Raw genomic sequence first — 24,926 nt, 5'->3', positions numbered from 1 at the left:
AGGCCCTTCCATGCCCCTCACCTTTGCCGATCCCAAAGCGCTGGACCACGACACCGTCGAGGAAGGTACCGCCTTTGCGCCGCGCTTCGACGCCCACGGACTCATCACCGTCGTAACCCTCGAGGCTGAGACCGATACGGTACTGATGGTCGCGCATATGAATGCCGAAACCCTGTCGCTGACGCTCGAAACCGGCATCGCGCATTACTGGTCGCGCTCTCGCAAGGCCATCTGGAAGAAGGGCGAAACCTCGGGCGAATTGCAGGAAGTGGTCGAGTTGCGCACCGATTGCGACCAGGACTGCATCGTCATGACCGTCCGGCAGACCGGCCGCGGCGCCGCCTGTCACACAGGACGCAAATCCTGCTTCTATCGACGTGTGGTCGTCGAGAACGGTCAAGCCAGCCTCGAAGATACCGGCCTGCCCCGTCTCTTCGACCCCAAGGCCGTCTACGGCCACTAAACCTTCCGTTCGAATAGCCCCACCAAGAGGAAGCCGGTGGCAAAGCCGCCCAGATGCGCCTGCCAGGCAATGGCAAGGTCAGAGCCGGTCAGCAGCGGCACCAGCGGCACGGCGGCATTGAGCACCAGCCAGATCAGCGTGAACCAGCGCGAGCGTGGATTGGCGAACACTTGGCCGATGCTGGCCAGGCGCCGCCCGAGCACGATTCGCTCGCCGGTTTCCGGGTTCTGGCCGATAAGCACCGGCTGGAAGATGAAGCGGATTGCCGCGCCCGTGAGCCCCGCCACCCCGCCCGAGGCGCCGATCAGGTAGATTTCGCTATGGAGCGTGGTTGCCGCGAACATCGCCGCGCCACCGGCCGCCGAGAGCAGAAACAGCGCCAGCATCGGCCCGCCCCCATAGCGGCGCACGACCGGGGTCGCGAAAATCACCATCCAGGCCAGATTGACCAGCAGATGGTCCCAGCCCGCGTGCAGGAAGGCATGCGAGAACGGCGTCCAGATCAGGGGTACGGCAAGGCTCGGATCCACACCCGCCACCACGATCCGGTACGGCAGGAACGCGAACCAGAACAGCAGCTCATACTGGGCGTCCGGGTTAAGGATCAGGGTTGACGCCAGGTGAATGGTCACCAGCACGCCGGCCAGCGCCATGATCGGAACCGGCAGCAGCAGGATCGGCTCCCGCTTCGGAGGCTCCGGCAGATCGGGCGTTTGAGGCACTTCCGTCATGTCTATCGACCCCAATCCTCGGCCCGGCATGGACCTGCGTCAGCTTTTCCACATTTGGCCACAGGCGTTAACCTTAACTCTTCTTTAAGCGGGTGTTTGCGCCCGCATTTTGCAATTGTCAGGACGCGGCGGGCCCCATCGCGGGACCCCTACTCGATTCCAGATGCGGACCCCGAACGATGCAGATGCCGAGCACGAAGACCCTTTATGGCTATTGGAACACGATTCGTGGCTCCCGCAGCGCGCCCGATCGCCGCGACATCGACCCGACCCGCATCCGCGAAGCCCTGGCCAATACCTTCATCCTCGAGCTCGACGGCGACGACAAATTCTCCTTCCGCCTCGCCGGCTCGCACCTCTGCACCAGCTATTGCCGCGAACTGAAGGGCCGCTCCTTCTCGGCGCTCTGGCACGACCGCGACAGCGACGCCATGGAGACCCTGCTCCGCGCCGTCACCGAGGACCATGCCGTTGCGCTGGTAACGTTCCAGGGCACCACCGCGCTCCAGACCAAGGTCACCTTCGAGACCATTCTGATGCCGCTGCGTCACAACGGCTCCACCCATACGCGTATCCTCGGCGCCATGTCGGCGCTGGACGAGCCCTACTGGCTGGGCGTTCAGCCGGTGCTCGAACAGCGGATCACCGGCCTGCGTCTGATCTGGCCCGACGAAATCTCTGCCGAGGAAACCACCCGCGAAGTGCTGGCCAGCGTCGTCAACGACGTCGATTTCGCGCCGGCTTCGCCTGCGGGCCTGCCGACCACCGTCTATGGCCGGACCGCGCGCCGCTATGCGCACCTGGCTGTCATCGACGGCGGCCGCAACTAACGACGACGCCTGCATTTTAGGCTTGTCGGGGCCGCCGGCCTCATCATGCGTTAACCAAGACCAGCTAACGTTGCTGTGGATTTCCCCAGTGCGTGGAACAGGTTGACGCATGCTCAGTGACGACATCTCGACACAGGCCGTCCGCGGGCTGCCCAATGGTACAGCCGACCGGCGTTTCCAGCGTGTAAACGTGTCGATTCTCGGCCGCTATATGCTCGCCGACCGCCGCGAATTCCCGTGCCAGGTGCTCTCCATGTCGCCCGGCGATGCTGTTGTCATCGCCCCAGTCCCGGGAATCATCGGCGAGCGCATCATTGCCTATCTCGATCATCTGGGCCGCATCGAGGGCACCATCCTCTCGCAGGTCGATGGCGGCTTCGTCATGGATATCGCCGCCTCCCCGCGCAAGCGCGACAAGATGGCGGCCCAGCTCACCTGGCTGGCCAACAAGGACCTGCTCAACCTGCCCGAGGATCGCCGCCACGAGCGCGTCGTTCCGGACATCCGCCATTCCACCGTCGTGCTCGACGATGGCCGGCGCTACAATTGCAAGATTATCGACATCTCGCTCTCGGGTGCCGCCGTCGAGCTCGACGTCCGTCCCGCCATGGGCACGCCGATCACGCTGGGGCGGATGCGCGCCCGCGTCGTCCGTCATTTCCAGAATGGCGTCGCGGTCGAATTTGCCGCCGCCCAGGAAATGCTCACCGTGGTGCAGCAGAACCTTCGCATGAACTGAGTTGGCGCTAACAGTCCGTCAGCAAATTCGGCCGCGGCAGCATGGTAAACGCCCCCTGAAAAGCACCGATAAAACACGCATAAAAACTGCGTCTTAGTTTTCGGATCGGGGCAATCGGCCGCCCCTAGTGTGGTCTCCATCAGGGAGACTACACCATGTCATTCAACAAGAAGGGGCTGCTCGCGGGGCTGTTTTTCGCAGCAATCGCAATGGCTTCCGCCGCCCCCGCCGCCGCACTCGATCTCACCAACGTCGCTTTTATCCAGACCTCGGTCGCCGCCACCTCCATTCCGGTGGGCCACCTGGAATTCTGCAATGCCCACCCGTCCGAGTGCCGCGCCAATGACCGCGTCGTGCCGGCCATGGCGTTGGACGAAGCAAGCTGGCAGCAGCTCGTCTCAGTAAATGCCTATTATAATCAGAACGTTGTCCCGGTTACCGACCAGGATCTCTACAAGGTCGCCGAGTTCTGGACCTACCCCAACGGCTATGGCGACTGCGAGGACTTTGCCCTCGCCAAGCGCCGCGACCTCATCAATTCGGGCTGGCATCCTTCGACGCTGATGATCGCGGTTGTCAAGGAAGCCAATGGCAACGGTCACGCTGTGCTCATGGCCCGCACCGATCGCGGCGATCTCGTCCTCGACAACCAGGACGGTTCGATCCGCCTCTGGAACGAGACCCCCTACAAGTTCATCAAGCGCCAGTCCCAGGCCCATTCCGGCCAGTGGGTCGACATGATCGATGACCGCGTCATCGTCGTGGCTGCCGCAAGCTGACCAGTTTCCGGACCCCGCCCCAAGCCTATCCCTGATAGGGGTCTGAAGAGAAAAGCCGGCTCCGCGCAAGCGAAGCCGGCTTTTCTGCATCTATTTCCAGCAATCAGCGCAGCGTCACGTAGGCGCTGAGGAACAAGAGGCCGGTGATGAAGGCCCAGCCAAACGAAACCAGCGCCGACAGCAGCACCGAGGTCATCGAGATCGTGCCATCGTCCTCGTGCTTCCAGCCTACCTGCAGCAGGATATAGGGGCCGCAGACGAAGCTCATCGCCAGGTTGCCGAGTGATGCGAGATAGGTGCTGCCATCCATGCGCAGGGCGGCCTGCTGCTTGGTGATCCACTGGTAGAGGTGCGTACCGGCGCCCGCCATGCACAGGCCGACGCCGATAATGAAAGCCGCAAGCAAGATTTCCCTGGTCATGCTTCGCCGTCCCCGTCTCTTAGCGCGCGCTGATCAATTCTTTACCTTTTGTTAATCATATTGATTGCCCTAATGGCTGTCACCCCTTGCCAAGAAAACTGGTTAATTTCGGCATGTCGGCTTCCACAACGCCCGCCGAGGGCACCGAACCCGGCCGCGACCACCTGGTCTACAACCTGGCCGGCATCGCCGTTCTCGTGCTGCTCGTGGCGGTGGGTGCGGCCTATATGGTCGATCGGGCGACCCGCAGTGCGCGCCCGGCGCTGCCCCAACTTTCCGATGCCGATCGGGTCACCCAAACCGTAGCTGGCCGGGACTTGTCCATTCCAGCGAACTGGTTCCGCTTCGGGGAAGATATCAAGCCCGGCTTTGCCAGCCAGGTGGACCTGTCATTCCAGCTCGCGCTCGATCCGCTTGAGCCACCGGTTCCGGTGGACGTGACACTGCTCTCGCGCACCGGCGCACGCGCCAGCAGCACGTTGCTCGACGGGGTATATCTGCATCAGTTCGTGGATGGCACGGTCGGCGGCATTCCGGGGCTGGTGGGCAAACCCCTGGTCGCCACCGAGGGCTATGCAGGCGAAACGGTCTGGTACGATCCGCTCTCGCCCGCTCCCTTCGTTGCCAAATGCGCCGCAGCGCCACAGGAAACGCGCAAGGACAAGTGCCTGCGCACGATCCATCTTGCCAATGGCTTGGCGGTGGTTCTGGGCTTTGATGCCGAAGCACTGGCCCACTGGAAGCGCTTTGATGAAGAACTGGCCCTTTGGCTGGGCCAGATCGGCGCGCTATAGAGCACTCCCAGCAAAAGTGTGTGCGGTTTTGCCGTTTGGAAGCGCGCCGGATCAGAGATCAGTCGATATCGTCGAGGTCGATGTCGAGGATCGACATCGAGAACATGTAGGACTTGTCGCCGTCCTCATCGTCGACATGGATCAGGCCGATCGACTCTTCGCCAATGAACACTTCCACCGAGTCATTGAGCTTGGCGCGGGGGCGCACGTCGATATTGCGATTGTTGAAAGTGCGCTGCAGGAACTTCTGCAGCTTGATAATTTCGGGGTGGTTCACGAGAACTCATCCTGCTGATTGCGTTGAGCGGCAAAATAGTCCTTGGTCCGCTGCTGGCAACCCCTGCCCCGCCCAAATTAGCGGGAACAACCCATGCGCGGGTCTTGCCTCAGCTTTCGCTGTCGCGGTCGTAAACCAGGATCATCTGGTCCATCACCAGCGCTGGCTGGGCACACCCGGCCTCGCCGATGATCTTGGCAGGCACGCCCGCCACCGTTACCCGCGGCGGCACTTCCTTGAGCACGACCGAACCGGCGCCGATACGCGAGCAATCGCCGATCCGGATATTGCCCAAGACCTTGGCGCCGGCACCGATCAGCACGCCATTGCCGATCTTGGGGTGGCGGTCCTGGTCGGCCTTGCCCGTGCCGCCAAGGGTTACGTTTTGCAGCAGCGAGACATTGTCGCCAACAACGGCCGTTTCGCCAATTACCAGCCCGGTGCCATGGTCGAGCATGATGCCCCTGCCCATGACGACGGCCGGATTGATGTCGACCTGGAACACCTGGCTGGATCGGCTCTGCAGGTAGAGCGCGAAATCGCGACGCCCGGCACGCTGCATGGCGTGGGCAAAACGATGCGTCTGGATAGCCTGGTAGCCCTTGAAATAGAGCAACGGTTCGATGGCCCGGTGGCAGGCCGGATCGCGTTCCAGCGTGGCCGCGAGGTCTGCCCGCGCCGCGTCGCCGATTTCCGGGTTGTCGCGCAGAGTCTCGGCAAAGCCCTGCCGGATCATGTCGGCCGACACGTCTTCGTGGTCCAGACGCGCGGCAATGCGATGCGCCAGCGCTTCCTCGAACGTGTCGTGATTGAGAATCGTCGACAGCACCAGGTTGGCGAGCGACGGCTCGCCGTCGAGAATCTGCTGGGCACCGGCGCGGACGGCTTCCCAAACGGGATCGACGGCCTGGATCTGCGCCGACTTCTTGATATTCCCGCTCATCGCGCGACACTCCGCTTCATCGATAAGTGACGATATAAGCCACTTTGTTTCCGCTTTCAAAGCCAAAGCGAGCCGATTGGTTCACGAGTTCGACCCACTGGAGTAAGTCTTGCTCAAGAACTCCAACGCTGCGGCCTTGAATACCTTGTCCCCGGTCGCGCGCATGTGATCGCGTTTCGGGATCACCACGGCCTCGCCCTGCGGCAGCAGTTCGGCCAGCGGCTCCGGCGGGCCGGCCATCACATCGGCCTCCCCGACAGCCACCAGGACCGGCACCTCGACCCGCCGCGCATCGGCCCGAGGCATCGGCTGCCGCGAGGTTTCCATGCACGCCGCCAGGGCCTCCCGATCCGATCCGGTGTGTTCGGCAAATATCCGGAACTGCCGCGCCGTGGGATGCTTGAGATCCTCGAGCGACGGCGCTCGCAGCCCGGCGATGATGTCGTTGCCGTCGGTCAGGCCATTGATGAGGTTCATCCCCATGCCGCCGAAGATGACGCTGGCAATCCGCTCCGGATGTGAAAACGCCATGAACGCCGCGATCCGCGCGCCCATGGAATAGCCGATGACCGCCACCCGCTCGATGCCCAGATGGTCCAGCAGCGCCACGGCATCGTCCGCCATCTGCGACGGATAGTATTGTTCCGGATCATGCGGCTTGTCCGACTGTCCATGGCCCCGATTGTCCAGCGTGATCGCCTGGTACCCTGCTCCCACCAGCGTCTCGACCCAGCCCGTGTCTACCCAGTTGACCTTACCGCTGGAAGCAAAGCCGTGGATGAGCAGCACCGGCAGGCCGGCCCCGGCGACATCGTAGGAGAGCGAAAATCCGGCGCTGGTGAAGCTGGGCATGGCATTTCCTCGTTGCGGCACAGGGCGGGTTTTGCGGCTTCGCGCGACAAAATCAAGCGCCCCTTTGCCCTTTTCTTGGATTGGGGCTTTGGTTATGGTCGCGCCAAATCAACACCATCCAGGTTTCCACCATGGCCCACGGCTCGACCCCGCATTTCCACAATACCCAAGGCCTGCGCAGCATCGAGGTCGGGTCCAAGGAATTCCAGTGCGTCGGTGCCCTGCCCCCCTTCGATCATCCGCATATCTTCATCGATATGGGCAAGGAAACCGAGGCGGTCTGCTCCTATTGCTCGACGCTCTACATCTTCAAGGCCGAGCTGGGCGAAGGTAACGCCAACCCTGCCTCCGCCATTTTCAAGGCCCACGCCGCCTGAGGCGCGCCCATGCCCGGCACGGGCCGTACCTTTGTCATTGCGGGCGCCGGCATTGCCGGCATGACGCTGGCCCTTGCGCTGGCCCAATCCGGAGCGACGGTGGTCGTGCTGGAGCGTCAGGCGCAGGTGCAGGAATTCGGCGCCGGTCTGCAGATCAGCCCCAATGCCCGCAAATGCCTCGATCGCCTCGGCCTTGCCGAGGCGCTGGACCGCATCGGCCTTGAGCCTCAGGCGCTCGACATCTACCCCCAGGGCGGGCAGAAACCGCTGCTCAGCATGGAGCTGGGCGCCATCATGCGCAAGCGCTTCGGCGCGCCCTACATGGTCATGCACCGCGCCGACCTGGCCGATGCGCTCTACAAGGCCTGCCGCAAGAACGCCAATATCGACATTCTCTTTGGGGTGCGAAACTGGGACGTCGTGTCCCATACCCGCGGCGTCACCGTCTCCATCGACGAAGCCGATGGCATGACCCGGACCACTCGCGCCGAGGCCTTTATCGGTGCCGATGGCGTCCATTCGCACACCCGCCTCGCAGTGCTCGATGGACCCAGGGCCCAATTCCGCAATCGCATCGCCTGGCGCACGCTCGTGCCGTTCGACCTCGTTTCCGGCCAGATTGCTCCGGACCGGGTATCGGTGTTCTTCGGCTCGGGCTTTCACCTCGTCTGCTATCCGCTGCCGCATCGCGGCCAGGTCAACCTGGCGCTGTTCATGCCCGGCACGCCCGAGACGACCGCGCAGCCGCGCCCCGCAAACCCTGGTCCGCGCGTCGAGGCCATTCTCGCCGCTGCCGCCCAGGGCTGGACCGCCTGGCCCATGTACACGGTCGAAACCGGCGTCTGGCACAAGGGTAATATCGGCCTTGTCGGCGACGCCGCCCATGCCATGGTGCCGTTCCAGGCACAGGGCGCCGCCATGGGCATTGAGGATGCGACCGTGCTCGCCGCGTGCCTCCTGGGAACTGATTCCACGTCCGCCGCTTTTTCCCGCTACGCCGCCCATCGTCAGCAACGGGTTCGGCGGGTCGCCGCACTTTCGGCCCGCAACGGCCGTATCTTCCATCTGCCCTGGCCGCTGAGCCTCGCCCGCGACACGGTCATGCGGCTCCAGGGTCCGCAGGCCCACCTGCGCCGTCTCGACTGGGTCTATGCCCATGACGCGGCCGGCCAAATCGGCGGGCCTGAATAATCCGGCCCCGTCAGGCCATCCGTCGCGCGCTTGCCTTGTCGGCATGCACCGTGTCAATTGCAACGCACCTTCCCGGTGGGACCAAGAAAAGGTAATAGCCCCCGAATGCAAGCTGCGACACGGTCCAAACTGACGCTCACCTGCATTCTGATCACCATCCTGATCGACATGATCGGCGTGGGGATCATTGTCCCGGTGCTGCCCGAACTGCTCGAAGAACTGACCGGCGGCAGCGTCGCCCAGGCCGCAGTCATCGGCGGCTATCTGGTTTTCGCCTATGCCTTCATGCAGTTCGTCTTTTCCCCGGTGCTGGGTAATCTCTCCGACCGCTTCGGACGGCGCCCCGTGCTGCTGCTCTCGCTCCTGGGCCTCACCTTCGACTACCTGATGATGTCGATCGCGCCCTTCGTCTGGTACCTGTTTGTCGGCCGCATCATTGCCGGCATTGCCGGCGCGGCGCTGGCGACCGCTACCGCCTATGTCGCCGACATCACCCCGCCGCACAAACGCACCCATCGCTTCGGCCTCATCGGCGCGGCCTTTGGCCTGGGCTTCATCATCGGCCCGGTGATCGGCGGCGAACTGGGTGAATTCGGCCCCCGCGTGCCCTTCTTTGCCGCCGCCGGCCTGGCCTTTGCCAATTTCCTCTTCGGCCTCCTGGTGCTGCCCGAAAGCCTGCCCAAGGCTAACAGGCGCAAGTTCAACATCCGTCGCGCCAACCCGCTCGGCGCCGTGGTGGGCCTGCGCCAATATTCCTCGGTCCTCTGGCTGCTCGCGGTGCTGTTCTTCCTGCAGCTCGCCACCCAGGCGCTGCCGACCGTCTTCAGCTATTTCACGGTCGAAGTCTTCAACTTCTCCTCGTCCACCATTGGCCGAACCTTGGGCGGCTTCGCCATCGGCTTTGCCATCAGCCAGGCGGTGATTGCCGGCCCCCTGTCCAAGCGCGTCGGCGAGCCCGCCGTGGGCATGATCGGCCTGACGGCGGCCGCCATCGGCTTTGCCGGCATCGCCTTCTCGGCCGATGTCTACCAGCTCTATCTCTTCATCGCCGTGGGCACGATCAGTGGCCTCGCGCCGCCGGCCATCAACGGCGTGCTGTCGCGGCAGGTGCCGGACAACAGCCAGGGCGAATTGCAGGGTGCAGTGAATGCCGCGAGTTCTCTTGCCACCATCATCGGCCCGCTGGCGGCCACGCAGATCTTCTCCTACTACACCAGCAGCCCCGAATCCGGGCACTACTTCCCCGGCGCTCCCTTCATCGCCTGCAGCATCGCCGTCGTGCTGGCGCTGGTGGTCTTTGCCATAGCGGCCTGGCGCTTCGAGCTGGGTCGCCGTCCCAGCATTGCCGACCATCCACACGCCCCCGAAATTCCGCCGCCCGGCCAGGTCCGCGTAGCGCCGCTGGATACCGACGATGATCCTCTCCATCCGCCCCGCCACTGAGGCCGACTGGCCCGCCATCCTTGCGATGCTGAAGCCAGTCTTTGCGGCCGGCGAGACCTATGCCGTGGATCGCGATCTCGATGACGCAGCCATTCGCGATTTCTGGATGATGCCGGCGCACGAAGTCTTCGTCGCCGAGCTGGACGGCGCTGTCATCGGCACCTACTACCTCATGGCCAATCGCCATGGCGGCGGCGCCCACGTCGCCAATTGCGGCTACGTCACCGCCCCTGAAGCACGCGGCAGGGGCGTCGCCAGCAGCATGTGCCGCCATTCCCTCGACCGCGCCCGCCAACGCGGCTTCCGCGCCATGCAATTCAACCACGTCGTCTCCACCAATACCGGCGCCGTCGCCCTCTGGCAGAAACACGGCTTCGACATCGTCGGCACCCTCCCCGGCGCCTTCCAGCACCCGAGCCTCGGCTATGTCGATGCCTATGTGATGTTTCAGACGCTGGTTTAGACGCCCCAAGACATGCCGAATTGACCTCGGCTATTTTTGGCACGGACTGTAAGCGGCGATGAGGTTCGTTCAACGCGGAGCGTCCGGCATGCCGATGTCTCCGCTCAGCCCTAAAATCCGAGCCAGAATTTGCTCCGCTGTGTGCCCAGCACGCGTTGGCACGCTATGGCGAACACGCAGATGGTCACCATTGTAGCAGCCAATATTGCACCTTGGAACGCCGGCTGAATTTCGAAAAGGGCTGGAACCTGGCGGAATATCAAAGTGCTCAGCCTACCTCGGACGAGTTCATGGGCGAGAAAAATGCCAAAAGACACAATGCCGAGCCAACTCAGAAAGGCCGATTTTATCAGCGCACTCCGTCTAGCGACGACGACGATGCAAACTGAAACCGAAAATAACATTGTGCTGAGTTTGATTGGCTCGAATGCGCCGGAGTTTACGCCCAGTAACAACGTCAGGCCGTATGCCTCGAAAACTGACAAGATGAAAGCAACGGCAGCTACGGCAGGCCACAGACCGATTTCAGGGGGGCTGCGCCGCAGGAAAATGCCTAGGGAATAGTACACCAGCCACGCAGTCGGCGATGCCATGTAATACCACCAGTCTAACTGGGGCACCGCAAAATGTAATACGTACGCAATCAGAATATGTAGTGTGGAAACTGCTAGGCCGACCGCAAGAATCCAACGGTGTTTGATATGCCGGAGGACCAAGAACTCAAAAATTATCAAAATTACAATAGCAGGAATGAAGTAGTGCGGGCCCAGTGCGCGCCCTGTCGCGATTGCCAGCAGGCCTGATCCAAATGATGCTTTGGCAAATACAAGAGCGACTACGCTCCACACCATGTAGGGAACAAGAATCCTTACAAGGCGCTTCCAAGTTGTGCCCTCCCGGTCGATGTCGCCTCGTGCCGTCGGCGAGAAGTAGCCGGCGAGCATGACGAACACCGGCACCGCGCAGATCAAAACCTGACGAACCACCAACGTAAACATGAAGTTGGGATCATCGACCCCATGGTCCAGGAACTGAACCCCGGTGCTACTGCTGTGGATAGCCACTACCATGATGATCGCGCAGCCTCGGATCACGTCAAAATATGCGCTTCGCGTGGACCCTGCAGAATTGTTCATATTGTCCCCCCGCGACTAGGTCTATACCTCCCAGGACGTTTGGCAAGGCATTACAACATTGTCCGTTAAATCGCTGCCGGGTGCCGTCTGATGCTCCAAAGCTTTACAGGCCAACTTCAACACCGCTGTCAATTTCGGCCTCAACAACACAGACTATCGTTCGTGTCCAACTTCGCCTAATATGATTTGGATATGGGTGATTGGGTGGGGCATGCGCGAGGACTTTCAGTCAATACAAGTTTTGCGTGGCGTAGCGGCGATGATGGTGGTCGTATATCACATCATAAACCAACCGGAAGTGGCGGGAATATTGATCTCACCTTTCCTTGTCGGCGGCGTAGATCTGTTCTTCGTGATTTCCGGCTTCGTCATGGTTTTGACCACTGGCAATAGGCAAAAAAGGGTGGCCAGCGCCTTCCTATGGCGACGCATACAGAGGATCGTGCCGTTGTACTGGGTAGCGTTGACGCTGACCTTGGTAGTTTGGTCCGTCACGGGAAGCCAATTGCCTACTGGTGAGGAAATTCTCAAGAGCTTTCTTTTCGTCCCATACACGAGCAGCCTCAATGACCTACTTCAGCCATTTCTTCTTGTTGGCTGGACGTTGAATCTCGAACTCATGTTTTATATCGTCTTTGCACTCACGATTTCTATGCGTCCTGCTCCTCAACTTGCCGCCATAGCAGGGATATTTCTGCTTGGAGTAGGGATGCGAGTTCTCAGTCGAGAACAATCAGACGTCATCGAGTTTTATGGCAGTCCAATAATCCTCGAGTTTGCGGCTGGTATGCTGATCGCACTCGCGCTGCCGCAATTTCGGGGGTTTCAACAGTGGCATTTTGCGGCCTTAGCCGGCTTTGCCTTGCTTTGGGGCATAGTTTTTGGCTTCTTCATGCCCGCACCAAGGTTTATCGGCCAAGGTGGTTTCGCTGTGCTTCTGGTAACCGCCTGCCTTGGCTTGGAGCCCTGGTTTCGGCAGCAAGCACTTGCGTTCCCGCGATATCTGGGTGACGCGTCATATTCGATCTACCTGTTTCACGCCGTCATGATTGTGGCCTCGCCTTTTCTGATGCCGAAACTACCACCATTGTTCTATGGGCTGCTGCTTGGTTTTCTATGTGTTGCGAGTGGCCTGGTAGCCCACCGACTTATCGAAAAGCCGCTCATCTCATTTTTTCATGGCAGACGGGCAGTTCTGGCCACGGCAAATTAACTAGCTTGGTACGGATCAGGGACCGACAACTATCGGATTGAGTGCATTCCCAAACAGAAAAGCCCCGCCGAAGCGGGGCCTTTCGATTTCGGTTGGACTCGCCTACTTACCCAGCGTGCTCGGCCAGGTGCCGTGCAGGTCGGCGCCGCGGCCTTCGATTTCGAAGCCGTGGGCGCCGAAGAAGTCGCGCTGGCCCTGGGTCAGGTTGGCCGTGCCCTGGGCCTGGCGGTAACTGTCGAAGTAGCTCAGCGAGGCCGAAAGGCAGATCATCGGGAATTCGCCGACGGCAGCGGCGGCCACGACCTTGCGAAGGCTCGGATGGCTGTCCTTCATGATCTCGACGAAATCAGGCACGACCAGCAGATTGACCGCTTCGCCCTTGGCATAGGCCGAGCTCATCTGGTCCAGGAAGCGCGAACGGATGATGCAACCGGCACGCCAGATCTTTGCGATCGTGGCCAGCGGCAGCGACCAGCCGAACTCTTCCGAAGCCTTGGCGATGACGGCAAAGCCCTGCGCGTAGGAGACAATTTTGCCCGCCAGCAGAGCCTTTTCGAGATCGGCCAGAGTCACGTCGGTCTTGGCGCGGTTGGGCTTGCCATAGATGCCTTCGGCAGCGACGCGCTCGCTCTTGCGCGACGACAGCGAGCGGGCGGCGACGGCGCCTTCGATGGCGGTCGCCGGCACGCCCATCTGCTGGGCGACCACGGCCGACCACATGCCGGTGCCCTTCTGGCCGGCCTTGTCGAGGATCAGGTCGACGAGCGGCTTGCCGGTCTCGGTATCGACGGCCTCGAGCACATGGCCGGTGATTTCGATCAGGTAGGAATTGAGCGGACCCTTGTTCCATTCCTTGAAGACTTCGGCGCAAGCCTTTGCATCCATGCCCAGACCGTCGCGCATGACGCCATAGATTTCGGCGATCATCTGCATGTCGCCATATTCGATGCCGTTGTGGATCATCTTGACGAAATGGCCGGCGCCACCTTCGCCCAGATATGCGCAGCAGCTCTCGCCGTTGAACTTTGCGGCAATGGCGGTGAGCACCGCCTCGGCATTGTGCCATTGCTCCTTGGAGCCGCCGACCATGATCGACGGGCCATGGCGCGCGCCCTCTTCGCCTCCGGAGACGCCGACGCCGAGATAGCCGATATTCTTGGGCTTGAGATAATCGAAACGGCGCTGCGTATCCGTATAGAGCGAGTTGCCGCATTCGATGATGGCGTCGCCCGGCTCGAGATGCGGCAGCAGCTGCTCGATCATGTCGTCAACCGGCTGGCCAGCCTTGACCATGATGATGATGGAACGCGGCGCCTTCACCGTCTGCACGAAATCGGCCAGGTCGTATTTCGGGATGGTATTGCCATCCAGGCCCTGCGCCTTGGCCTCGGCGACGAATTCTTCGATGCGCCCGGCCGAACGGTTGTGAACGGCAACAGTGTAGCCCTTCTCGGCGATGTTGAGGGCGAGGTTGGAACCCATGACCGCCAGGCCGATAAGGCCGATATCCGCTGTCGACATGCAAACAGTCCTTCTAAAGCTCTTGCGTGTTCATCCCATGCGCACTGGCACGGCACGCGGCGCGAAATGACCACAAACCGGCCTCCGAAGGAAGGGCGGAATGGACGATTTCCGGCCAGATCGCATAACTTGTATGGAAGATCAAGCCGCTCCGGACGCGCGCACATCCGCTCCACGCTCGGCGAAGGCCTTGAAGTCTTCGGCATATGTCTGCGTCTGCTTCTTGAACATGCCCGGCAGCAGGAAACCCATGACCTTCATGAGTGGGCTGCCCATCTCGAAGACATTGCGGCTTTCCCAGAGGGTCTGGTTCGGCCCCTGCTCGACAAAGCGGTTTTCGACGATGTTGTGGACGCCTTCGGCGTCATAGGTGCCATCGAAGGCATCGGGCAGGTCGCGGCGGGTGATGGTTTCGATCATCTCCATGCGGCGCTTGCCCATCTGATAGACCAGCTTCGATTTGGCGCCGGGTTGGCCGGGCACACCGGAGATCGGCTCGAAGCTCTGAAAGCCGCGCTGCCATTTGCCGAGGTTGGCTGGGTCATCGAAGAGCTCGATGACCTTGGCGCGCGGCAGATCGATGACGATAGAGGTTTTGTAGTCCAGCGCCATGGTTCCCCTCCCCGCGCCTTGCATACAATCCGGTGCTCCACTAACACCTGTAGCCAAGGGTGCCACATGGGAAAGGCCGCGCCAAGCATGATCGCCAAAGCTTCGCCATTCGATCTCACCGGCCGCCGGGCCCTGGTCACCGGATCCAGCCGCGGCCTTGGCTTCGCCATGGCGAGGGCTCTGACCGAAGCCGGCGCTGGCGTGGTGCTGAATGCCCGTGACACGGTCGCCCTCGGCGCCGCTGCCGCCGATCTGGCCGCGACCGGCGCCGATGTATCGGCCGTCGCCTTCGACGTCACCAGCCGCGACAGCGTCGGAGACGCCGTCGCCCATATCGAAGCCGAAATCGGGCCCATCGATATCCTGGTCAACAATGCCGGCATGCAGTTCCGCAGCGCCCTCGAAGCCTTCCCTCCCGAAAAGTTCGACCAGTTGATCGAGACCAATGTCACCTCGGTCTTCAATGTGAGCCAGCCCGTGGCGCGCAACATGATTTCGCGCGGGCGCGGCAAGATCATCAATATTTGCTCGCTGATGTCGTCTTTCGCGCGCTCCTCCATCGCGCCCTATGCCGCGAGTAAGGCGGCCGTGGCCAACCTGACCCGCGGCATGGCCGTCGACTGGGCCCGGCATGGCCTCAACGTCAACGGCATTGCGCCCGGCTATTTCGTCACCGAACTCAACGAAGCGCTGGTGAAGGACGAAAAGTTCAACGCCTGGGTCGAGGCGCGCACGCCGATGGGCCGTTGGGCGCAGCCGGAGGAACTTGGCGGCTCGGTTGTCTTCCTCGCCTCAGATGCTTCCCGCTTTGTGAATGGACACATCCTCTATGTCGACGGCGCCCTCACAGCCACGGTCTGATCACCCACGCCTCATCATCGTGATGGGCGTCAGCTCCTCGGGCAAGTCCACGGTCGGTGCCGCGCTGGGCCGGGCCTTGCACGCGCCCTTCCTCGATGGCGACAAGTATCACCCCGAGGCCAATGTCGAAAAAATGCGGGCCGGCACGCCGCTGACCGACGAGGATCGCTGGCCCTGGCTGGAAGCGCTGACCGCAGCGCTGAAGGAGGCTTCAGTCAAAAAAGGCGTCGCCGTCGGCGCCTGCTCGGCGTTGAAGAAGGCCTATCGCGATTTCATCACCGAAAAAGCCGGCGAGCCGGTACTGTTCGTCTATCTCCACGGCAGCCGCGAGGTGATCGGCGAGCGCATGGCCAGGCGCAGCCACGAATACATGCCGACGAGCCTCCTCGACAGCCAGTTCGCGACGCTCGAAGTACCGGACCCGGAGATCGAAAATGTGCTGGTGGTACCGGTGACTGACCCGGTCAATCGCATCGTCACCACGGTGACGGGCGCCCTCAGCCACAAGAGCTTCAAGCGCTGGCAATAGACCAATCAAGCCAGGCCCGCCCGCGCGGGGACAGCCGATAGCCGATATCGAGGCTTTCGGTGAGGCCGAGCGACTTGAGGCGCCGGACATTGCCCTTGAACTTGACCTTGTCGAGCCCGAGCGTTTCGGCGAGCGCCTGCGCCGGGTCACCGGGCCGTTCGCCGATCAACACCAGCGTGCGATGAACCCACGGATTGGAGCCATCCATGCGGGCCAGCGTTTCGGCGATCTCCCGGGCGTCGGCATCGGAGAGCTCGGCGTTTTCGCGCAGGGCCAGGCGCGGATCCTCGCCCACATAATGAAGGCGGATGCGATAGAGCGAGCCCTTCCGGTCACCCAGCATGTCGTCCAGTGTGTCGCGCGCGTCAAAGCCCGCACGCGCGAGGTCTTCCGGCGTCACGGCGTCCAGCGCGATGACATCCACAGCGTCGATGGCGAGCACGCCGGCCTCGGTGGTGAGCGTGCCGCCGGCCTTGACGGTGGGGCGGACCCAGCGGCGGAACGCGGTGTCCACGCGGCCCGAGGCAATGGCCTCGAAATCGTCTGCACTGATCAGCATGGTCGTTCTTCCTGTCTGCGCAATGCCTGAATGGCGCGGTATAGCCTCAAGGGCACGTGGGCGAAACCGCTCGGAGTACAAGTCGCACAATCGCGCCCGACGCGACGGCGAGGAAGTCAGCAGTCAGCGGGACTGCTTGCGATCCCGGACTTCATCGTGCGGCTGCTGCCAGGGCCAGCGGCCGCTGACCTCGACCTCGAGGGACAGGCTGAGGAAGGTCCGGATGATGACGATGACGGCCAGCAGCGCCAGGCTCTCCAGGCTCGGCTCGATGGCCACGGTAGCGATGATATCCGCCGCGACCAGGACCTCGAGCCCCAGCAGGATGCCGCGCCCGATATCAGCGCGGTAATTGCGGAAGCGGTCATGGACATCCGGCGTGCGGAGCTGCCAGATAAAGCGCAAAGTGCCCAGGACCAGCCCGAGCACGATGATTATGATGCCGCTCCACTCAATGGCGCGGACGATGCCGTGCAGCAGTGTTTCCCCGTCCAAGCCACCCTCCTCGCGCCGTGCCCTCGCCCAACGCCCGAAGGCGGCAAGCGATCCACAGCGCCAAAGGGGGCGTCCGGGTTACTGGGCGGCGTATCCGCCATCGACCAGGTGATAAGACCCGGTGATGAACGAGGCCGCATCGGACAGCAGGAACAGTGTCAGCGCCGCCACCTCGTCAGGCTGACCCAGCCGGCCAACCGGGTGCAGCGAACGGAGACCATCCATGACCTCCTTGGGAGTCGCCGAGCCCAGCAGCGGCGTTTCGATGAAGCCCGGCCCCACGGCGGTGACGCGGATGCCATCCTTGGCATAGTCGATCGCCGCCGCCTTGGTGAGGCCGACGACACCGTGCTTCGCCGACACGTAGGCGGGCGCATTGGCAAAGCCATTGGTGGCCAGGATCGAAGCCATGTTGACGATGGCGCCGCCGCCGGATTTCAGCATGGCCGCGATCTCGTACTTCATGGAGTAGAAGACCGAGTTGAGATTGACGTCGATGACCTTGTGCCAGTCCTCGAACGAGTAGTCTCCGGCCTTGGCCGCCTTGCCGCCAATGCCGGCATTGTTGACGGCGAGATCGAGCCGTCCGAACGTGTCGATCGTGTACTGGACCGCCTTTTCGACCTGGTCGATCTGGCTGACGTCGACCGCCACCGCCGCCGCTTCACCGCCGGAGGACTTGATTTCCCCCACCAGCTTCTCAGCGGGCTCGAGCTTGAGGTCCGCCACCACCACCTTGGCGCCACGTTCGGCGAGCTGCCGGGCGACGGCTTCGCCTATTCCCGACGCGGCTCCGGTCACGAACGCAACCTTGCCGGCAAAATCCTTGGTCATCTTCAATCTCCTTGGTCGTGTTCCTCTCATATTGGGACCGGATGCCGTCGCCGCCATGACCAAGATCAAACTCGGGAGCGAACAGTCCGTTCATCCGCGGGGTCCAGGACCTAGTCCGGGTTTTGCCGGCGTGCCCAGGCCCGCATCGCCGTCACCAGATAATCGGCAAATCCGGGCTGGATTTGCTCGAAGCGTTTGCGGAAATCGGGATGTTCATAGACATCCGCCAGCCCCGCATAAGCCTCCGGCGTGCACTCCCTGCCCCAGGCTGCGGCGACCCAATTCCTGTGTCTTTCCAACATCTTGTCGAGCGCTGTTGCCTGCGGCGGCAGGCCCCGGCGCAAGCCTTCGGCAAGGCCGTCCTCTATCTCCTTGAGATCCGCCATCATTTGGGCGTGCCCTGCCCCCATGACCTTGCGGCTGCGGGCAATTTCCTCTTCCATATCAGCGCCATAGCGCTCGATAAGCCAGGCCTCGTATTTCCGGTGAGACGATACCCGAATAAAGATCAGCATCGGTCATTCTGCGTTCTCCTTTGAGACGGGCGATCGTGCGGTCGATCGTCCGAACCATCACGGCATACCGCTTGGCCTGCTCCTCCAGCCGCTCCCGCTGCCTTTGTAAGGTGCTGAGCCTGTTGAAATTTGGCGCATCGAGGATGGCGCCGATCTCATTGAGGGGAATGTCCAGTTCGCGATGGATGAGGATCTGCTGCAGGCGCAGCAATTCGTCCTCGCCATAATAGCGATAGCGGTTCTCGCCGGTGAATGCGGGACGGAGAAGTCCGATCTCGTCATAGTGGTGCAAGGTCCGCACCGAGACGCCCGCCAGCCGGGCCAGGTGATTGACGGTATAGGTCTTCATGTCACTCGCATCCTCCGCGAGTTGACCGATAGTCCCTCACGCCGCGTCAGGGTCAACAGGCGGCACGCCGGGCACCCGCGAGAGGCTGGCATTGAAATAGCGGTCGTCGTGGCTCACTTCCCGCCCAATCCAGTCTGGCATGTCGACCGCCTGGTCTGCGGACTCCAATTCGACTTCGGCCATGACGAGCCCGGCATGGGCGCCTTCGAAGACGTCGACCTCCCAGACCAAGCCGCCATGCGGCACTTCGAACCGGCGCTTTTCCACGACATGCGGCCGCGCCATTTCGAGCAGCGTCCGGCCGTCGGCCAGCGGCACATCGTATTCGAACTCCGCTCGGCTGATCCCGGATGTCGGGCCCTTGAGGGTCAGGACGGCGCGCTCATCGTCAAAGATGCGGATGCGCACCGTGGCCTTGGCGCTGCTCGATAAATAGCCTTGTCGCAGCGCTGAGCTGCCGGTCGCCTCGCCGCGCCAGGCATCGCCCTTGACCAGAAATTTCCGTTCGATTTCCTCGGCCATGGCCTACTCCAGCAATTTCCAATAGCCCCGGAAGCGGTCGATCAGCGCTGACGGCTTTTCGACGATGAACTGCCTTGCCATGGCAAAGCTCTCGTCCGCCAGCTTGCCCTGCCGCCGGGCGATGGTCTTCCGCAGCGTATCGAGACCCTCGTCTCCGGCAGATGCTCCAGCGCCGATCCAGTCGGCGAGCACCGTCAGATTGTGGTGGTCGCCGAGGTTTTCGCCCAGCCTGTCCAGTTCCTTGATTGGCGCCGCCAGGACGCCGGGCGCCGCTTTTTCGAACAGGCGCATGTGGTACCAATGCGCCTTGGCCGCCTTGCGCCATTCATGCATGACCTCACCGGCGGGATCGTGCCGGGCAAGGTCATAGTCCTTGCGGAACCGCGAATAGGATACCTTGAGGCCGGGGAGGACGATGTCCTCGCCAGAGGCGCTGAATTTCCAATCGTTGACGCGCTCGCGCAGGGCGTCGAACTGCTTGATGGTATTCTCCAGCAACGCCGCCTCGCCCACCTGGCTGCGCAGGTGCCCGGCGCGTTCTTCGAGGCGAGTGCGCACATGCTGTTCGGCCGTATTCGTCTCCGGACCGAGGAGGCCAGTGATGGTCTCCACCATCACCGCAGCGTCGCGCGCGACGGAAAACTGTTCGGCGATGCTGCGGATCGCCGCATTTTCATCACCGTAGGTGTCAAAGGCGGGACGAACCAGTTTCAGCAGCGCCCGCAACTTCTTGCAGTGCTTGCGCAGCGAATGCACCGTTTCGTCGAAATCGTCAGCTGCCCGGGCCAGATCAAGCGCCTTGTCTATCTGTTCAGCGGCAATCTCGCGAACCTGGTCGGCAACGCCGCTCGCCTTCGAAAATGCATAGCCCATGCTAGAAACCGAACCTCAACTGGCCGGCAGGCGCGCCGACCTCCACCCCTTCCAAAGCCAGCATCCGCACTTTGGTTGCAGCGCCGCCGGGCGCCGAAAACCCGCCGGGCTTGCCATTGCTGGCGAGCACGCGGTGACATGGGATCACCAGCGGAATGGGGTTGGCAGCCATGGCCTGCCCGACCGCACGCGACAGGCCGACATCGCCCAACTGCCGCGCCAGATCCCCGTAAGTCAGGGTTTCACCCCAGCCCACTGAGAGCAGCAGACTATAGGCGCGGCGGTGAAACTCCGGCACCCCCGCCAGATCGAGCGACACGCTGGCAAAGCTGACCTCCGCGCCCTCGGCATAATCCTCGATCTGGTCCATCAGCGCAGTGATGTCCCGGCTCGGATCGCCCGGCGTGGCGCCACCGCGGTTGAGCCGCTCGAGGAAGACCGCGTCGTCGTCGCCGGGCAGCAGCAGGCGCGCCAGGCCCTTGTCGGTCCAGCCGATTCCGAAGCGTCCCAGCGCGGTATCGAAGGTCGTGGTCTCCATCCCGCAAGGATAGGCCGGGCGGGATGACAATGCCAAGAACCTTGGTCAAACCGCGCGTGTCTGATAGAGGGCATGCCATGCCCGCAATGCCCACGCTCACAGACTATTTTCCACCGATGGAGCCCTATCTCGACGTGCTCCATGTCGATGACGATATTCTCGTCGTCAACAAGCAGTCCGGCCTGCTCAGCGTCCCGGGCAAGGATACGAGCCTCTGGGACTGTGTCGAGCATCGCGCCCGCCAGACCTGGCCAACCGCAGGCATGTGCCATCGGCTCGACAAGGATACGTCGGGTGTGCTGGTCTTGGCGCTCAACAAGCGCGCCCACGGCCGCATCGGCAGTCAGTTCGAGCATCGCAAAACGACCAAGAGCTATATCGCCCGTGTTGCTGGCATCATCGAGGCGGATTCCGGGCTCATCGACTTGCCCTTGGCGACCGACTGGCTCAACAAGCCGCGGCAGCGAGTCGACCGTGACAATGGCCGCTCGTCCCAGACCGAATGGCATGTGATCGAACGCGAGCAAAACGCCACGCGCGTGCGGCTTGTGCCGCTGACGGGGCGCACGCACCAGTTGAGGGTACACATGAAGGCCATCGGCCATGTGATTCTGGGCGATGCCTTTTATGCCGAAGGCGAGGCCCTCGCGGCGGCTGATCGCCTTCAGCTTCACGCCGCCGAACTCGGCTTCACCCACCCCACGACCGAGGTATTCACCACCTTCGTGGCGCCTACGCCTTTCTGACCCGAACTGAATCAGCACTGCCGATCAAGGCAGCCTTAGGGAGGAAAAAGATGCGTCGCCTGCTTGCAACTGCTCTGATCCTTATGGCACCGGCCACTGCTTTGGCCGAGGATCCGCTGGCCCGGTTCACGCCATGGTTTGCCGCTAATCCATCGGGCCTGGTGTTTCACTATTCCGCGCCATTGGACGGGTATGCGCCCGGTGCGCCGACCCTGCAGGGGCCGAGCGATGATGGCCTGCGCAGCGTGATGGTCGCTCAGCAGGGCGTCCATCCCGCCAGCGGTGTCGACTTGGATGCGATTGCCGGCGTGCTGACGGTGGGCGGTCCGCCGGACGAGCTGCTGGTCCTCATGGGTCCCGCCGCAATGTCGGACCATATCGATGAGGCCCTTGCCGGCCGCGGCTTCGAGATGCGCGAGATTGCGGGTGTGCCGGTCTTCGGCACGGGGGAAGATTACGCCATGGACTTCGCCAGCACGGGCAAGCCCGACCCGTTTGGCGGCGGCATGGGCAAGGCGCAGCGCGTGGCGCTGGGGGACGGTTTCGTTGCCGTCGCGCGGAGCTGGCCGGGCATTGAGACGGCGCTCAAGGGGCTCGGCAAGGCCAAGGGCGGTGCCGTCGTCTGGACGGCAACGCTCGATGCGCTGGCCGAAACGCGCGGCGATGGCCACCTTGACGCGGCCTGGGGCTGGGGCGGCGACAGCTTCGCTGGCATGCTCGTCGATCCCGCGATCCTGCTCGATGGCGATATCGAAGAAGCCATCGCGGCCGCCCAAGGTGGCCCGCAATTGCTGTTCCCGCCCTTTCCGCTGGCGATCTTCGCACTCGACCGCGATGGCACCCGTGCACATTTGCGCATCGCCCTGCCCTATGACCGGGCCGAGGATGCCGAGGCAGCGGCAAGCTACGTCCGTCACCGACTGGTGGAGTTTCCGCTCGTGCCCTCGCGGCCGGACATCGCCATCGTGCCACAGGGCGATCTGTCCATCGCCGTGATGACCCTGACCTATGCCGAGGCGGATGTCGCCCAGGCGAACACGCTCATGCTCAATTGGAGCAGCGCGGTGATGCAGCGCAGTTTCACCGCGCTGCAATTCGGCCTCTTCTAGTCGGCTTCCCCGACATAGCCCACCTCGATACGCTGAAAGAGGCTGCCCTCCTTCATCGTGTCGAGCCAGCGCCGGAAGTCGGCGACGTCGGCAAAGCCGGCGCGGCGCGCCTCGTCATCGGTGACGGTATCTGGCGTGGTATCGGTGACTGCCTTGATGGCGAGGAGCCCCACCTTGGTCTTGAGCGTGCCGCCGGGCTTCACGGTTGGCCGGTTCCAGCGCCGGAAGATGAGATCCACCTCGCTGGCCTTGATGCGTTCGAGAAGGTCGCGCTTGAGCAGCATCAGTCCAGTACCGCCGTTGCCGTGATTTCGATTTTGAGGCCTTTGGCCAGAAGTTCCTTCACCACCACGGTAGCCCGGACCGGATACGGCTGCTCGGTGAAGAATTCGCGATAAACCGCGTTCATGCCGGCGGCATCGGCGCCGTCGACAAGAAAAATCTGCACCATGACGAGGTTTCTCAGGCTGCCACCTGCCGCCTTGAGCGCGATGTCGAGGTTGCCGATGCAGCGACGCGCCTGTGCCTCGATGCCGCCCCCGACGATCTCGCCGGTCACGGGATCTTCTGCGATGGCCACGAGCCACAGATGCTTTCCGGCGCGGACCGCATCGTTGATAGGCGCCGAAGACGGGGCACTACCGGTTTCGATCCGTTCGATCATGGAGCCTCGCTGGAAGAATCGTTCAGGCAATTGTCTTGCGCAGAACCTTGTGACAAACACGGGCAGCCGAGCCAAGCGGGCGTGGTGGAATTGGTAGACACAAGGGACTTAAAATCCCTCGGCGCTAGCCTTGCGGGTTCGATTCCCGCCGCCCGCACCAGCAACCGGTATTTTCTGCATTATAAACAAGCGTTTATGAAAATTGCGAGAGACCTACCCACCTCACCGTCCACCTGTGATTCTGGGGAAAGAAAGCCCCCAGCCATCAGGCCGGAGGCTGTCTTAGTGGATGGAGGGCGCCAACTAAAATTCGGCGAACTGCTCCGGGTAGAGCTGCCGCAGGATGTCACTGGCCCGGGTAATGTCAGAGTGACTGGCCTCGCGCCGACGGCGGGAGCGCCGGACTAGGTAGATTGCCCGCTGCAACATCAGCCAACGCATGGTCCGGACTCCATCGCGCGGGCACGCTTGAGCAGGCGCCGGCCCTCCGAGGCAACAGCCGCCTTTTCCTCGTCTGTCATCTGATTTCCGTGGACCGGCCATTCAGGCTCGCCTCCCCACTCCGGGCCATCAAGCTCATTGTCGTCGTGAGGCTCGTCCAGGATGTCTCCGCCATCTTCGTTCACCTCTTCGGCCTCGTCCTGGCCGAAGCCGCAAGGCAGGCTCTGATCGATGACGTGGTCAGGGCGGCCAAGCGAATGTTCGAAGTCGCCCACGTCAGCCTCTGAGCCATCGTGCTCGTCCTCGATATCGCCGCCAGCGCCTGCCGACCATGATGCCTGGCCCATGGCGCCGTGGACGGGCCGCACGTCCTGCCGCAGCCGTTCGCTCTGGGCGAATTCCTCTTCGGTCAGGTAGTGCGGCTTGACGCGCCAGAAGCCCATGGCCTCGACATAGACCCCAGTGCCCAGAACAGACCCGAGGCTGGGCTCGTCGTCGCCGTGGGCCTCTTTGGGGTCATCTTCCTCGTCGCCTTCGTCCAGCGCCATGCCAAAGGCGTGGGGGCCAACGGCAGGCCAAGAGCTATCGTGCTCGTCACCGTTCTCCTCGAGATCGCAGTCGCCGTCTGTGTCGTCCAGGAAGGCGATCAGATCCTCGATCGCGTCGGCGGCGAGTTTTCGCCGGGCAGCGACGGAATAGTCGGCATGGCTGAAGGCCAGGGCAAGCGCCATGGCCGTGTCGGCTGGTAGATGGATTGTCATTTCGGTTCTCGCGAAAACCGGCTTTCTAGGGCCGGGACTTCCCACGATTTCTAGGCGTGGTCGGTCATTGCCAGTAGTCGTCACTGGCACCGGGAGCCTAGAAACATGTCGCGAAACATGCGCCACAGCCTTTCCCTTTCGGGTATTGCATAACCGTGGCACTCCCGGCATAGTGAGCCGGTCGCGGCCCAACGGTATCGGGCGCGTCAGTTTTCGATGAGTTTCAGGCCGGCAAGCCTTCCCCTCATCTATCGCGATTGCTGTGCCATCCCCGGCAAGGGACCACAGCGGAAGTTTCTAGGCTTCGCGATCAACCTACCCTGATTTTCCTTAACGCTTCAAGCA

Annotated in this window: 33 protein-coding genes and 1 tRNA gene; 15 read left to right on the top strand and 19 right to left on the bottom strand. The window is 62.5% G+C overall.

Annotated elements, in window-relative coordinates; all coding sequences use genetic code 11:
* The first annotated feature begins 10 nt into the window (after positions 1-10).
* Positions 11-463, top strand: coding sequence for a phosphoribosyl-AMP cyclohydrolase (gene hisI / locus JEQ47_RS04935; RefSeq protein WP_198875260.1), 453 nt, complete (start codon positions 11-13; stop codon positions 461-463).
* Here hisI and JEQ47_RS04930 read toward each other — a convergent pair.
* On the bottom strand, positions 460-1,194 hold the full coding sequence (locus JEQ47_RS04930) for a rhomboid family intramembrane serine protease (protein ID WP_198875259.1): 735 nt from the start codon (positions 1,192-1,194) through the stop codon (positions 460-462). The genes hisI and JEQ47_RS04930 overlap by 4 nt on opposite strands.
* A gap of 185 nt (positions 1,195-1,379) precedes the next feature.
* Between JEQ47_RS04930 and JEQ47_RS04925 the strand changes: the two genes are divergently transcribed.
* The 3 genes from JEQ47_RS04925 (at position 1,380) to JEQ47_RS04915 (ending at position 3,542) form a co-directional block, all read left to right on the top strand.
* Positions 1,380-2,024 carry a PAS domain-containing protein gene (locus tag JEQ47_RS04925; protein ID WP_198875258.1) on the top strand — a complete coding sequence of 215 codons (645 nt, stop codon included), beginning with the start codon at positions 1,380-1,382 and terminating at the stop codon, positions 2,022-2,024.
* Between the two features lie 109 nt (positions 2,025-2,133).
* The gene (locus tag JEQ47_RS04920; RefSeq protein WP_198875257.1) at positions 2,134-2,763 is read left to right on the top strand and encodes a PilZ domain-containing protein; all 630 of its coding nucleotides are present in this window, start codon (positions 2,134-2,136) and stop codon (positions 2,761-2,763) included.
* A 155-nt stretch (positions 2,764-2,918) separates the two neighbouring features.
* Positions 2,919-3,542 (top strand): transglutaminase-like cysteine peptidase, encoded by a 624-nt coding sequence (locus tag JEQ47_RS04915; RefSeq protein ID WP_236020646.1) that lies wholly within the window; start codon positions 2,919-2,921, stop codon positions 3,540-3,542.
* A 103-nt stretch (positions 3,543-3,645) separates the two neighbouring features.
* Here JEQ47_RS04915 and JEQ47_RS04910 read toward each other — a convergent pair whose 3' ends face one another.
* Positions 3,646-3,963 (bottom strand): DUF6949 family protein, encoded by a 318-nt coding sequence (locus tag JEQ47_RS04910; RefSeq protein WP_198875256.1) that lies wholly within the window; start codon positions 3,961-3,963, stop codon positions 3,646-3,648.
* Positions 3,964-4,076: 113 nt separating this feature from the next.
* Here JEQ47_RS04910 and JEQ47_RS04905 point away from each other — a divergent pair, with 113 nt between their 5' ends.
* On the top strand, positions 4,077-4,757 hold the full coding sequence (locus tag JEQ47_RS04905; protein WP_198875255.1) for a hypothetical protein: 681 nt from the start codon (positions 4,077-4,079) through the stop codon (positions 4,755-4,757).
* Positions 4,758-4,815: 58 nt separating this feature from the next.
* Here the strand turns inward: JEQ47_RS04905 and JEQ47_RS04900 are convergent, their stop codons facing one another.
* From JEQ47_RS04900 to JEQ47_RS04890, 3 genes are all read right to left on the bottom strand, one after another.
* On the bottom strand, positions 4,816-5,034 hold the full coding sequence (locus JEQ47_RS04900; RefSeq protein ID WP_198875254.1) for a DUF3126 family protein: 219 nt from the start codon (positions 5,032-5,034) through the stop codon (positions 4,816-4,818).
* Positions 5,035-5,143: 109 nt separating this feature from the next.
* On the bottom strand, positions 5,144-5,977 hold the full coding sequence (gene cysE, locus JEQ47_RS04895; protein ID WP_198875253.1) for a serine O-acetyltransferase: 834 nt from the start codon (positions 5,975-5,977) through the stop codon (positions 5,144-5,146).
* An 81-nt stretch (positions 5,978-6,058) separates the two neighbouring features.
* Complete coding sequence (locus JEQ47_RS04890) at positions 6,059-6,829, bottom strand: alpha/beta fold hydrolase (protein ID WP_198875252.1); 771 nt, start codon at positions 6,827-6,829, stop codon at positions 6,059-6,061.
* A gap of 131 nt (positions 6,830-6,960) precedes the next feature.
* Here JEQ47_RS04890 and JEQ47_RS04885 point away from each other — a divergent pair, with 131 nt between their 5' ends.
* The 4 genes from JEQ47_RS04885 (at position 6,961) to JEQ47_RS04870 (ending at position 10,303) form a co-directional block, all read left to right on the top strand.
* Positions 6,961-7,206 carry a zinc-finger domain-containing protein gene (locus JEQ47_RS04885; protein ID WP_198875251.1) on the top strand — a complete coding sequence of 82 codons (246 nt, stop codon included), beginning with the start codon at positions 6,961-6,963 and terminating at the stop codon, positions 7,204-7,206.
* A gap of 9 nt (positions 7,207-7,215) precedes the next feature.
* Positions 7,216-8,397, top strand: coding sequence for an FAD-dependent monooxygenase (locus JEQ47_RS04880; protein ID WP_198875250.1), 1,182 nt, complete (start codon positions 7,216-7,218; stop codon positions 8,395-8,397).
* 105 nt (positions 8,398-8,502) lie between these two features.
* The gene (locus JEQ47_RS04875; RefSeq protein WP_198875249.1) at positions 8,503-9,840 is read left to right on the top strand and encodes a TCR/Tet family MFS transporter; all 1,338 of its coding nucleotides are present in this window, start codon (positions 8,503-8,505) and stop codon (positions 9,838-9,840) included.
* Positions 9,812-10,303: a GNAT family N-acetyltransferase gene (locus JEQ47_RS04870; protein WP_198875248.1), complete on the top strand. Its 492-nt coding sequence runs from the start codon at positions 9,812-9,814 to the stop codon at positions 10,301-10,303. Before JEQ47_RS04875 ends, JEQ47_RS04870 begins: the two co-directional genes overlap by 29 nt.
* A 110-nt stretch (positions 10,304-10,413) precedes the next feature.
* On the opposite strand, the gene JEQ47_RS04865 is transcribed toward JEQ47_RS04870, so the two are convergent.
* Positions 10,414-11,439, bottom strand: a complete 1,026-nt coding sequence (locus JEQ47_RS04865; protein ID WP_198875247.1) for an acyltransferase — start codon at positions 11,437-11,439, stop codon at positions 10,414-10,416.
* Positions 11,440-11,650: 211 nt separating this feature from the next.
* On the opposite strand from JEQ47_RS04865, the gene JEQ47_RS04860 reads away from it, so the two are divergent.
* Positions 11,651-12,652 carry an acyltransferase family protein gene (locus JEQ47_RS04860; protein ID WP_198875246.1) on the top strand — a complete coding sequence of 334 codons (1,002 nt, stop codon included), beginning with the start codon at positions 11,651-11,653 and terminating at the stop codon, positions 12,650-12,652.
* A 102-nt stretch (positions 12,653-12,754) separates the two neighbouring features.
* On the opposite strand, the gene gnd is transcribed toward JEQ47_RS04860, so the two are convergent.
* Positions 12,755-14,173 carry an NADP-dependent phosphogluconate dehydrogenase gene (gene gnd / locus JEQ47_RS04855; RefSeq protein WP_198875245.1) on the bottom strand — a complete coding sequence of 473 codons (1,419 nt, stop codon included), beginning with the start codon at positions 14,171-14,173 and terminating at the stop codon, positions 12,755-12,757.
* A gap of 141 nt (positions 14,174-14,314) precedes the next feature.
* Positions 14,315-14,785 (bottom strand): SRPBCC family protein, encoded by a 471-nt coding sequence (locus JEQ47_RS04850; RefSeq protein ID WP_198875244.1) that lies wholly within the window; start codon positions 14,783-14,785, stop codon positions 14,315-14,317.
* Positions 14,786-14,872: 87 nt separating this feature from the next.
* Here JEQ47_RS04850 and JEQ47_RS04845 point away from each other — a divergent pair, with 87 nt between their 5' ends.
* Together JEQ47_RS04845 and JEQ47_RS04840 are read left to right on the top strand one after the other, a co-directional pair.
* On the top strand, positions 14,873-15,646 hold the full coding sequence (locus JEQ47_RS04845) for an SDR family oxidoreductase (protein ID WP_198875243.1): 774 nt from the start codon (positions 14,873-14,875) through the stop codon (positions 15,644-15,646).
* Positions 15,615-16,175 (top strand): gluconokinase, encoded by a 561-nt coding sequence (locus JEQ47_RS04840; RefSeq protein WP_198875242.1) that lies wholly within the window; start codon positions 15,615-15,617, stop codon positions 16,173-16,175. Before JEQ47_RS04845 ends, JEQ47_RS04840 begins: the two co-directional genes overlap by 32 nt.
* Here the strand turns inward: JEQ47_RS04840 and JEQ47_RS04835 are convergent.
* The 8 genes from JEQ47_RS04835 to JEQ47_RS04805 all read right to left on the bottom strand — a co-directional run bounded on the left by JEQ47_RS04835 (position 16,159) and on the right by JEQ47_RS04805 (position 20,896).
* Positions 16,159-16,734, bottom strand: a complete 576-nt coding sequence (locus JEQ47_RS04835; protein ID WP_198875241.1) for an ASCH domain-containing protein — start codon at positions 16,732-16,734, stop codon at positions 16,159-16,161. The two genes, JEQ47_RS04840 and JEQ47_RS04835, sit on opposite strands and share 17 nt — an antisense overlap.
* Positions 16,735-16,857: 123 nt before the next feature.
* Complete coding sequence (locus JEQ47_RS04830) at positions 16,858-17,229, bottom strand: DUF1622 domain-containing protein (RefSeq protein ID WP_236020645.1); 372 nt, start codon at positions 17,227-17,229, stop codon at positions 16,858-16,860.
* 78 nt (positions 17,230-17,307) lie between these two features.
* Positions 17,308-18,063 (bottom strand): SDR family NAD(P)-dependent oxidoreductase, encoded by a 756-nt coding sequence (locus JEQ47_RS04825; RefSeq protein ID WP_198875240.1) that lies wholly within the window; start codon positions 18,061-18,063, stop codon positions 17,308-17,310.
* Between the two features lie 110 nt (positions 18,064-18,173).
* Positions 18,174-18,506: a TipAS antibiotic-recognition domain-containing protein gene (locus tag JEQ47_RS20575; RefSeq protein WP_236020644.1), complete on the bottom strand. Its 333-nt coding sequence runs from the start codon at positions 18,504-18,506 to the stop codon at positions 18,174-18,176.
* A 1-nt stretch (position 18,507) separates the two neighbouring features.
* Entirely contained in the window at positions 18,508-18,927 is a 420-nt protein-coding gene (locus JEQ47_RS20570; protein ID WP_236020643.1) for a MerR family transcriptional regulator, read from the bottom strand.
* Between the two features lie 36 nt (positions 18,928-18,963).
* Complete coding sequence (locus tag JEQ47_RS04815) at positions 18,964-19,449, bottom strand: CYTH domain-containing protein (protein ID WP_198875239.1); 486 nt, start codon at positions 19,447-19,449, stop codon at positions 18,964-18,966.
* Between the two features lie 3 nt (positions 19,450-19,452).
* Positions 19,453-20,322 (bottom strand): CHAD domain-containing protein, encoded by an 870-nt coding sequence (locus JEQ47_RS04810; RefSeq protein ID WP_198875238.1) that lies wholly within the window; start codon positions 20,320-20,322, stop codon positions 19,453-19,455.
* 1 nt (position 20,323) lies between these two features.
* On the bottom strand, positions 20,324-20,896 hold the full coding sequence (locus JEQ47_RS04805) for a methylated-DNA--[protein]-cysteine S-methyltransferase (protein WP_236020642.1): 573 nt from the start codon (positions 20,894-20,896) through the stop codon (positions 20,324-20,326).
* A 41-nt stretch (positions 20,897-20,937) separates the two neighbouring features.
* Between JEQ47_RS04805 and JEQ47_RS04800 the strand changes: the two genes are divergently transcribed.
* Together JEQ47_RS04800 and JEQ47_RS04795 are read left to right on the top strand one after the other, a co-directional pair.
* Positions 20,938-21,606, top strand: a complete 669-nt coding sequence (locus JEQ47_RS04800) for a pseudouridine synthase (RefSeq protein ID WP_198875237.1) — start codon at positions 20,938-20,940, stop codon at positions 21,604-21,606.
* 50 nt (positions 21,607-21,656) lie between these two features.
* On the top strand, positions 21,657-22,715 hold the full coding sequence (locus JEQ47_RS04795) for a hypothetical protein (RefSeq protein ID WP_198875236.1): 1,059 nt from the start codon (positions 21,657-21,659) through the stop codon (positions 22,713-22,715).
* Here JEQ47_RS04795 and JEQ47_RS04790 read toward each other — a convergent pair.
* Together JEQ47_RS04790 and JEQ47_RS04785 are read right to left on the bottom strand one after the other, a co-directional pair.
* Positions 22,712-22,999: a hypothetical protein gene (locus JEQ47_RS04790; RefSeq protein ID WP_198875235.1), complete on the bottom strand. Its 288-nt coding sequence runs from the start codon at positions 22,997-22,999 to the stop codon at positions 22,712-22,714. The two genes, JEQ47_RS04795 and JEQ47_RS04790, sit on opposite strands and share 4 nt — an antisense overlap.
* On the bottom strand, positions 22,999-23,379 hold the full coding sequence (locus JEQ47_RS04785; protein WP_198875234.1) for a RidA family protein: 381 nt from the start codon (positions 23,377-23,379) through the stop codon (positions 22,999-23,001). The genes JEQ47_RS04790 and JEQ47_RS04785 overlap by 1 nt, the downstream gene beginning before the upstream one ends.
* A 75-nt stretch (positions 23,380-23,454) precedes the next feature.
* On the opposite strand from JEQ47_RS04785, the gene JEQ47_RS04780 reads away from it, so the two are divergent.
* Positions 23,455-23,539: transfer RNA gene (locus tag JEQ47_RS04780), tRNA-Leu, on the top strand.
* Between the two features lie 268 nt (positions 23,540-23,807).
* On the opposite strand, the gene JEQ47_RS04775 is transcribed toward JEQ47_RS04780, so the two are convergent.
* Positions 23,808-24,581 carry a hypothetical protein gene (locus JEQ47_RS04775; RefSeq protein ID WP_198875233.1) on the bottom strand — a complete coding sequence of 258 codons (774 nt, stop codon included), beginning with the start codon at positions 24,579-24,581 and terminating at the stop codon, positions 23,808-23,810.
* Positions 24,582-24,926: the final 345 nt, after the last annotated feature.

It is taken from the genome of Devosia sediminis (genome assembly GCF_016411825.1).
In the GTDB taxonomy this organism is placed as follows: Bacteria; Pseudomonadota; Alphaproteobacteria; order Rhizobiales; family Devosiaceae; genus Devosia; species Devosia sediminis.
This window is presented reverse-complemented; position numbering and strand designations above follow the sequence as displayed.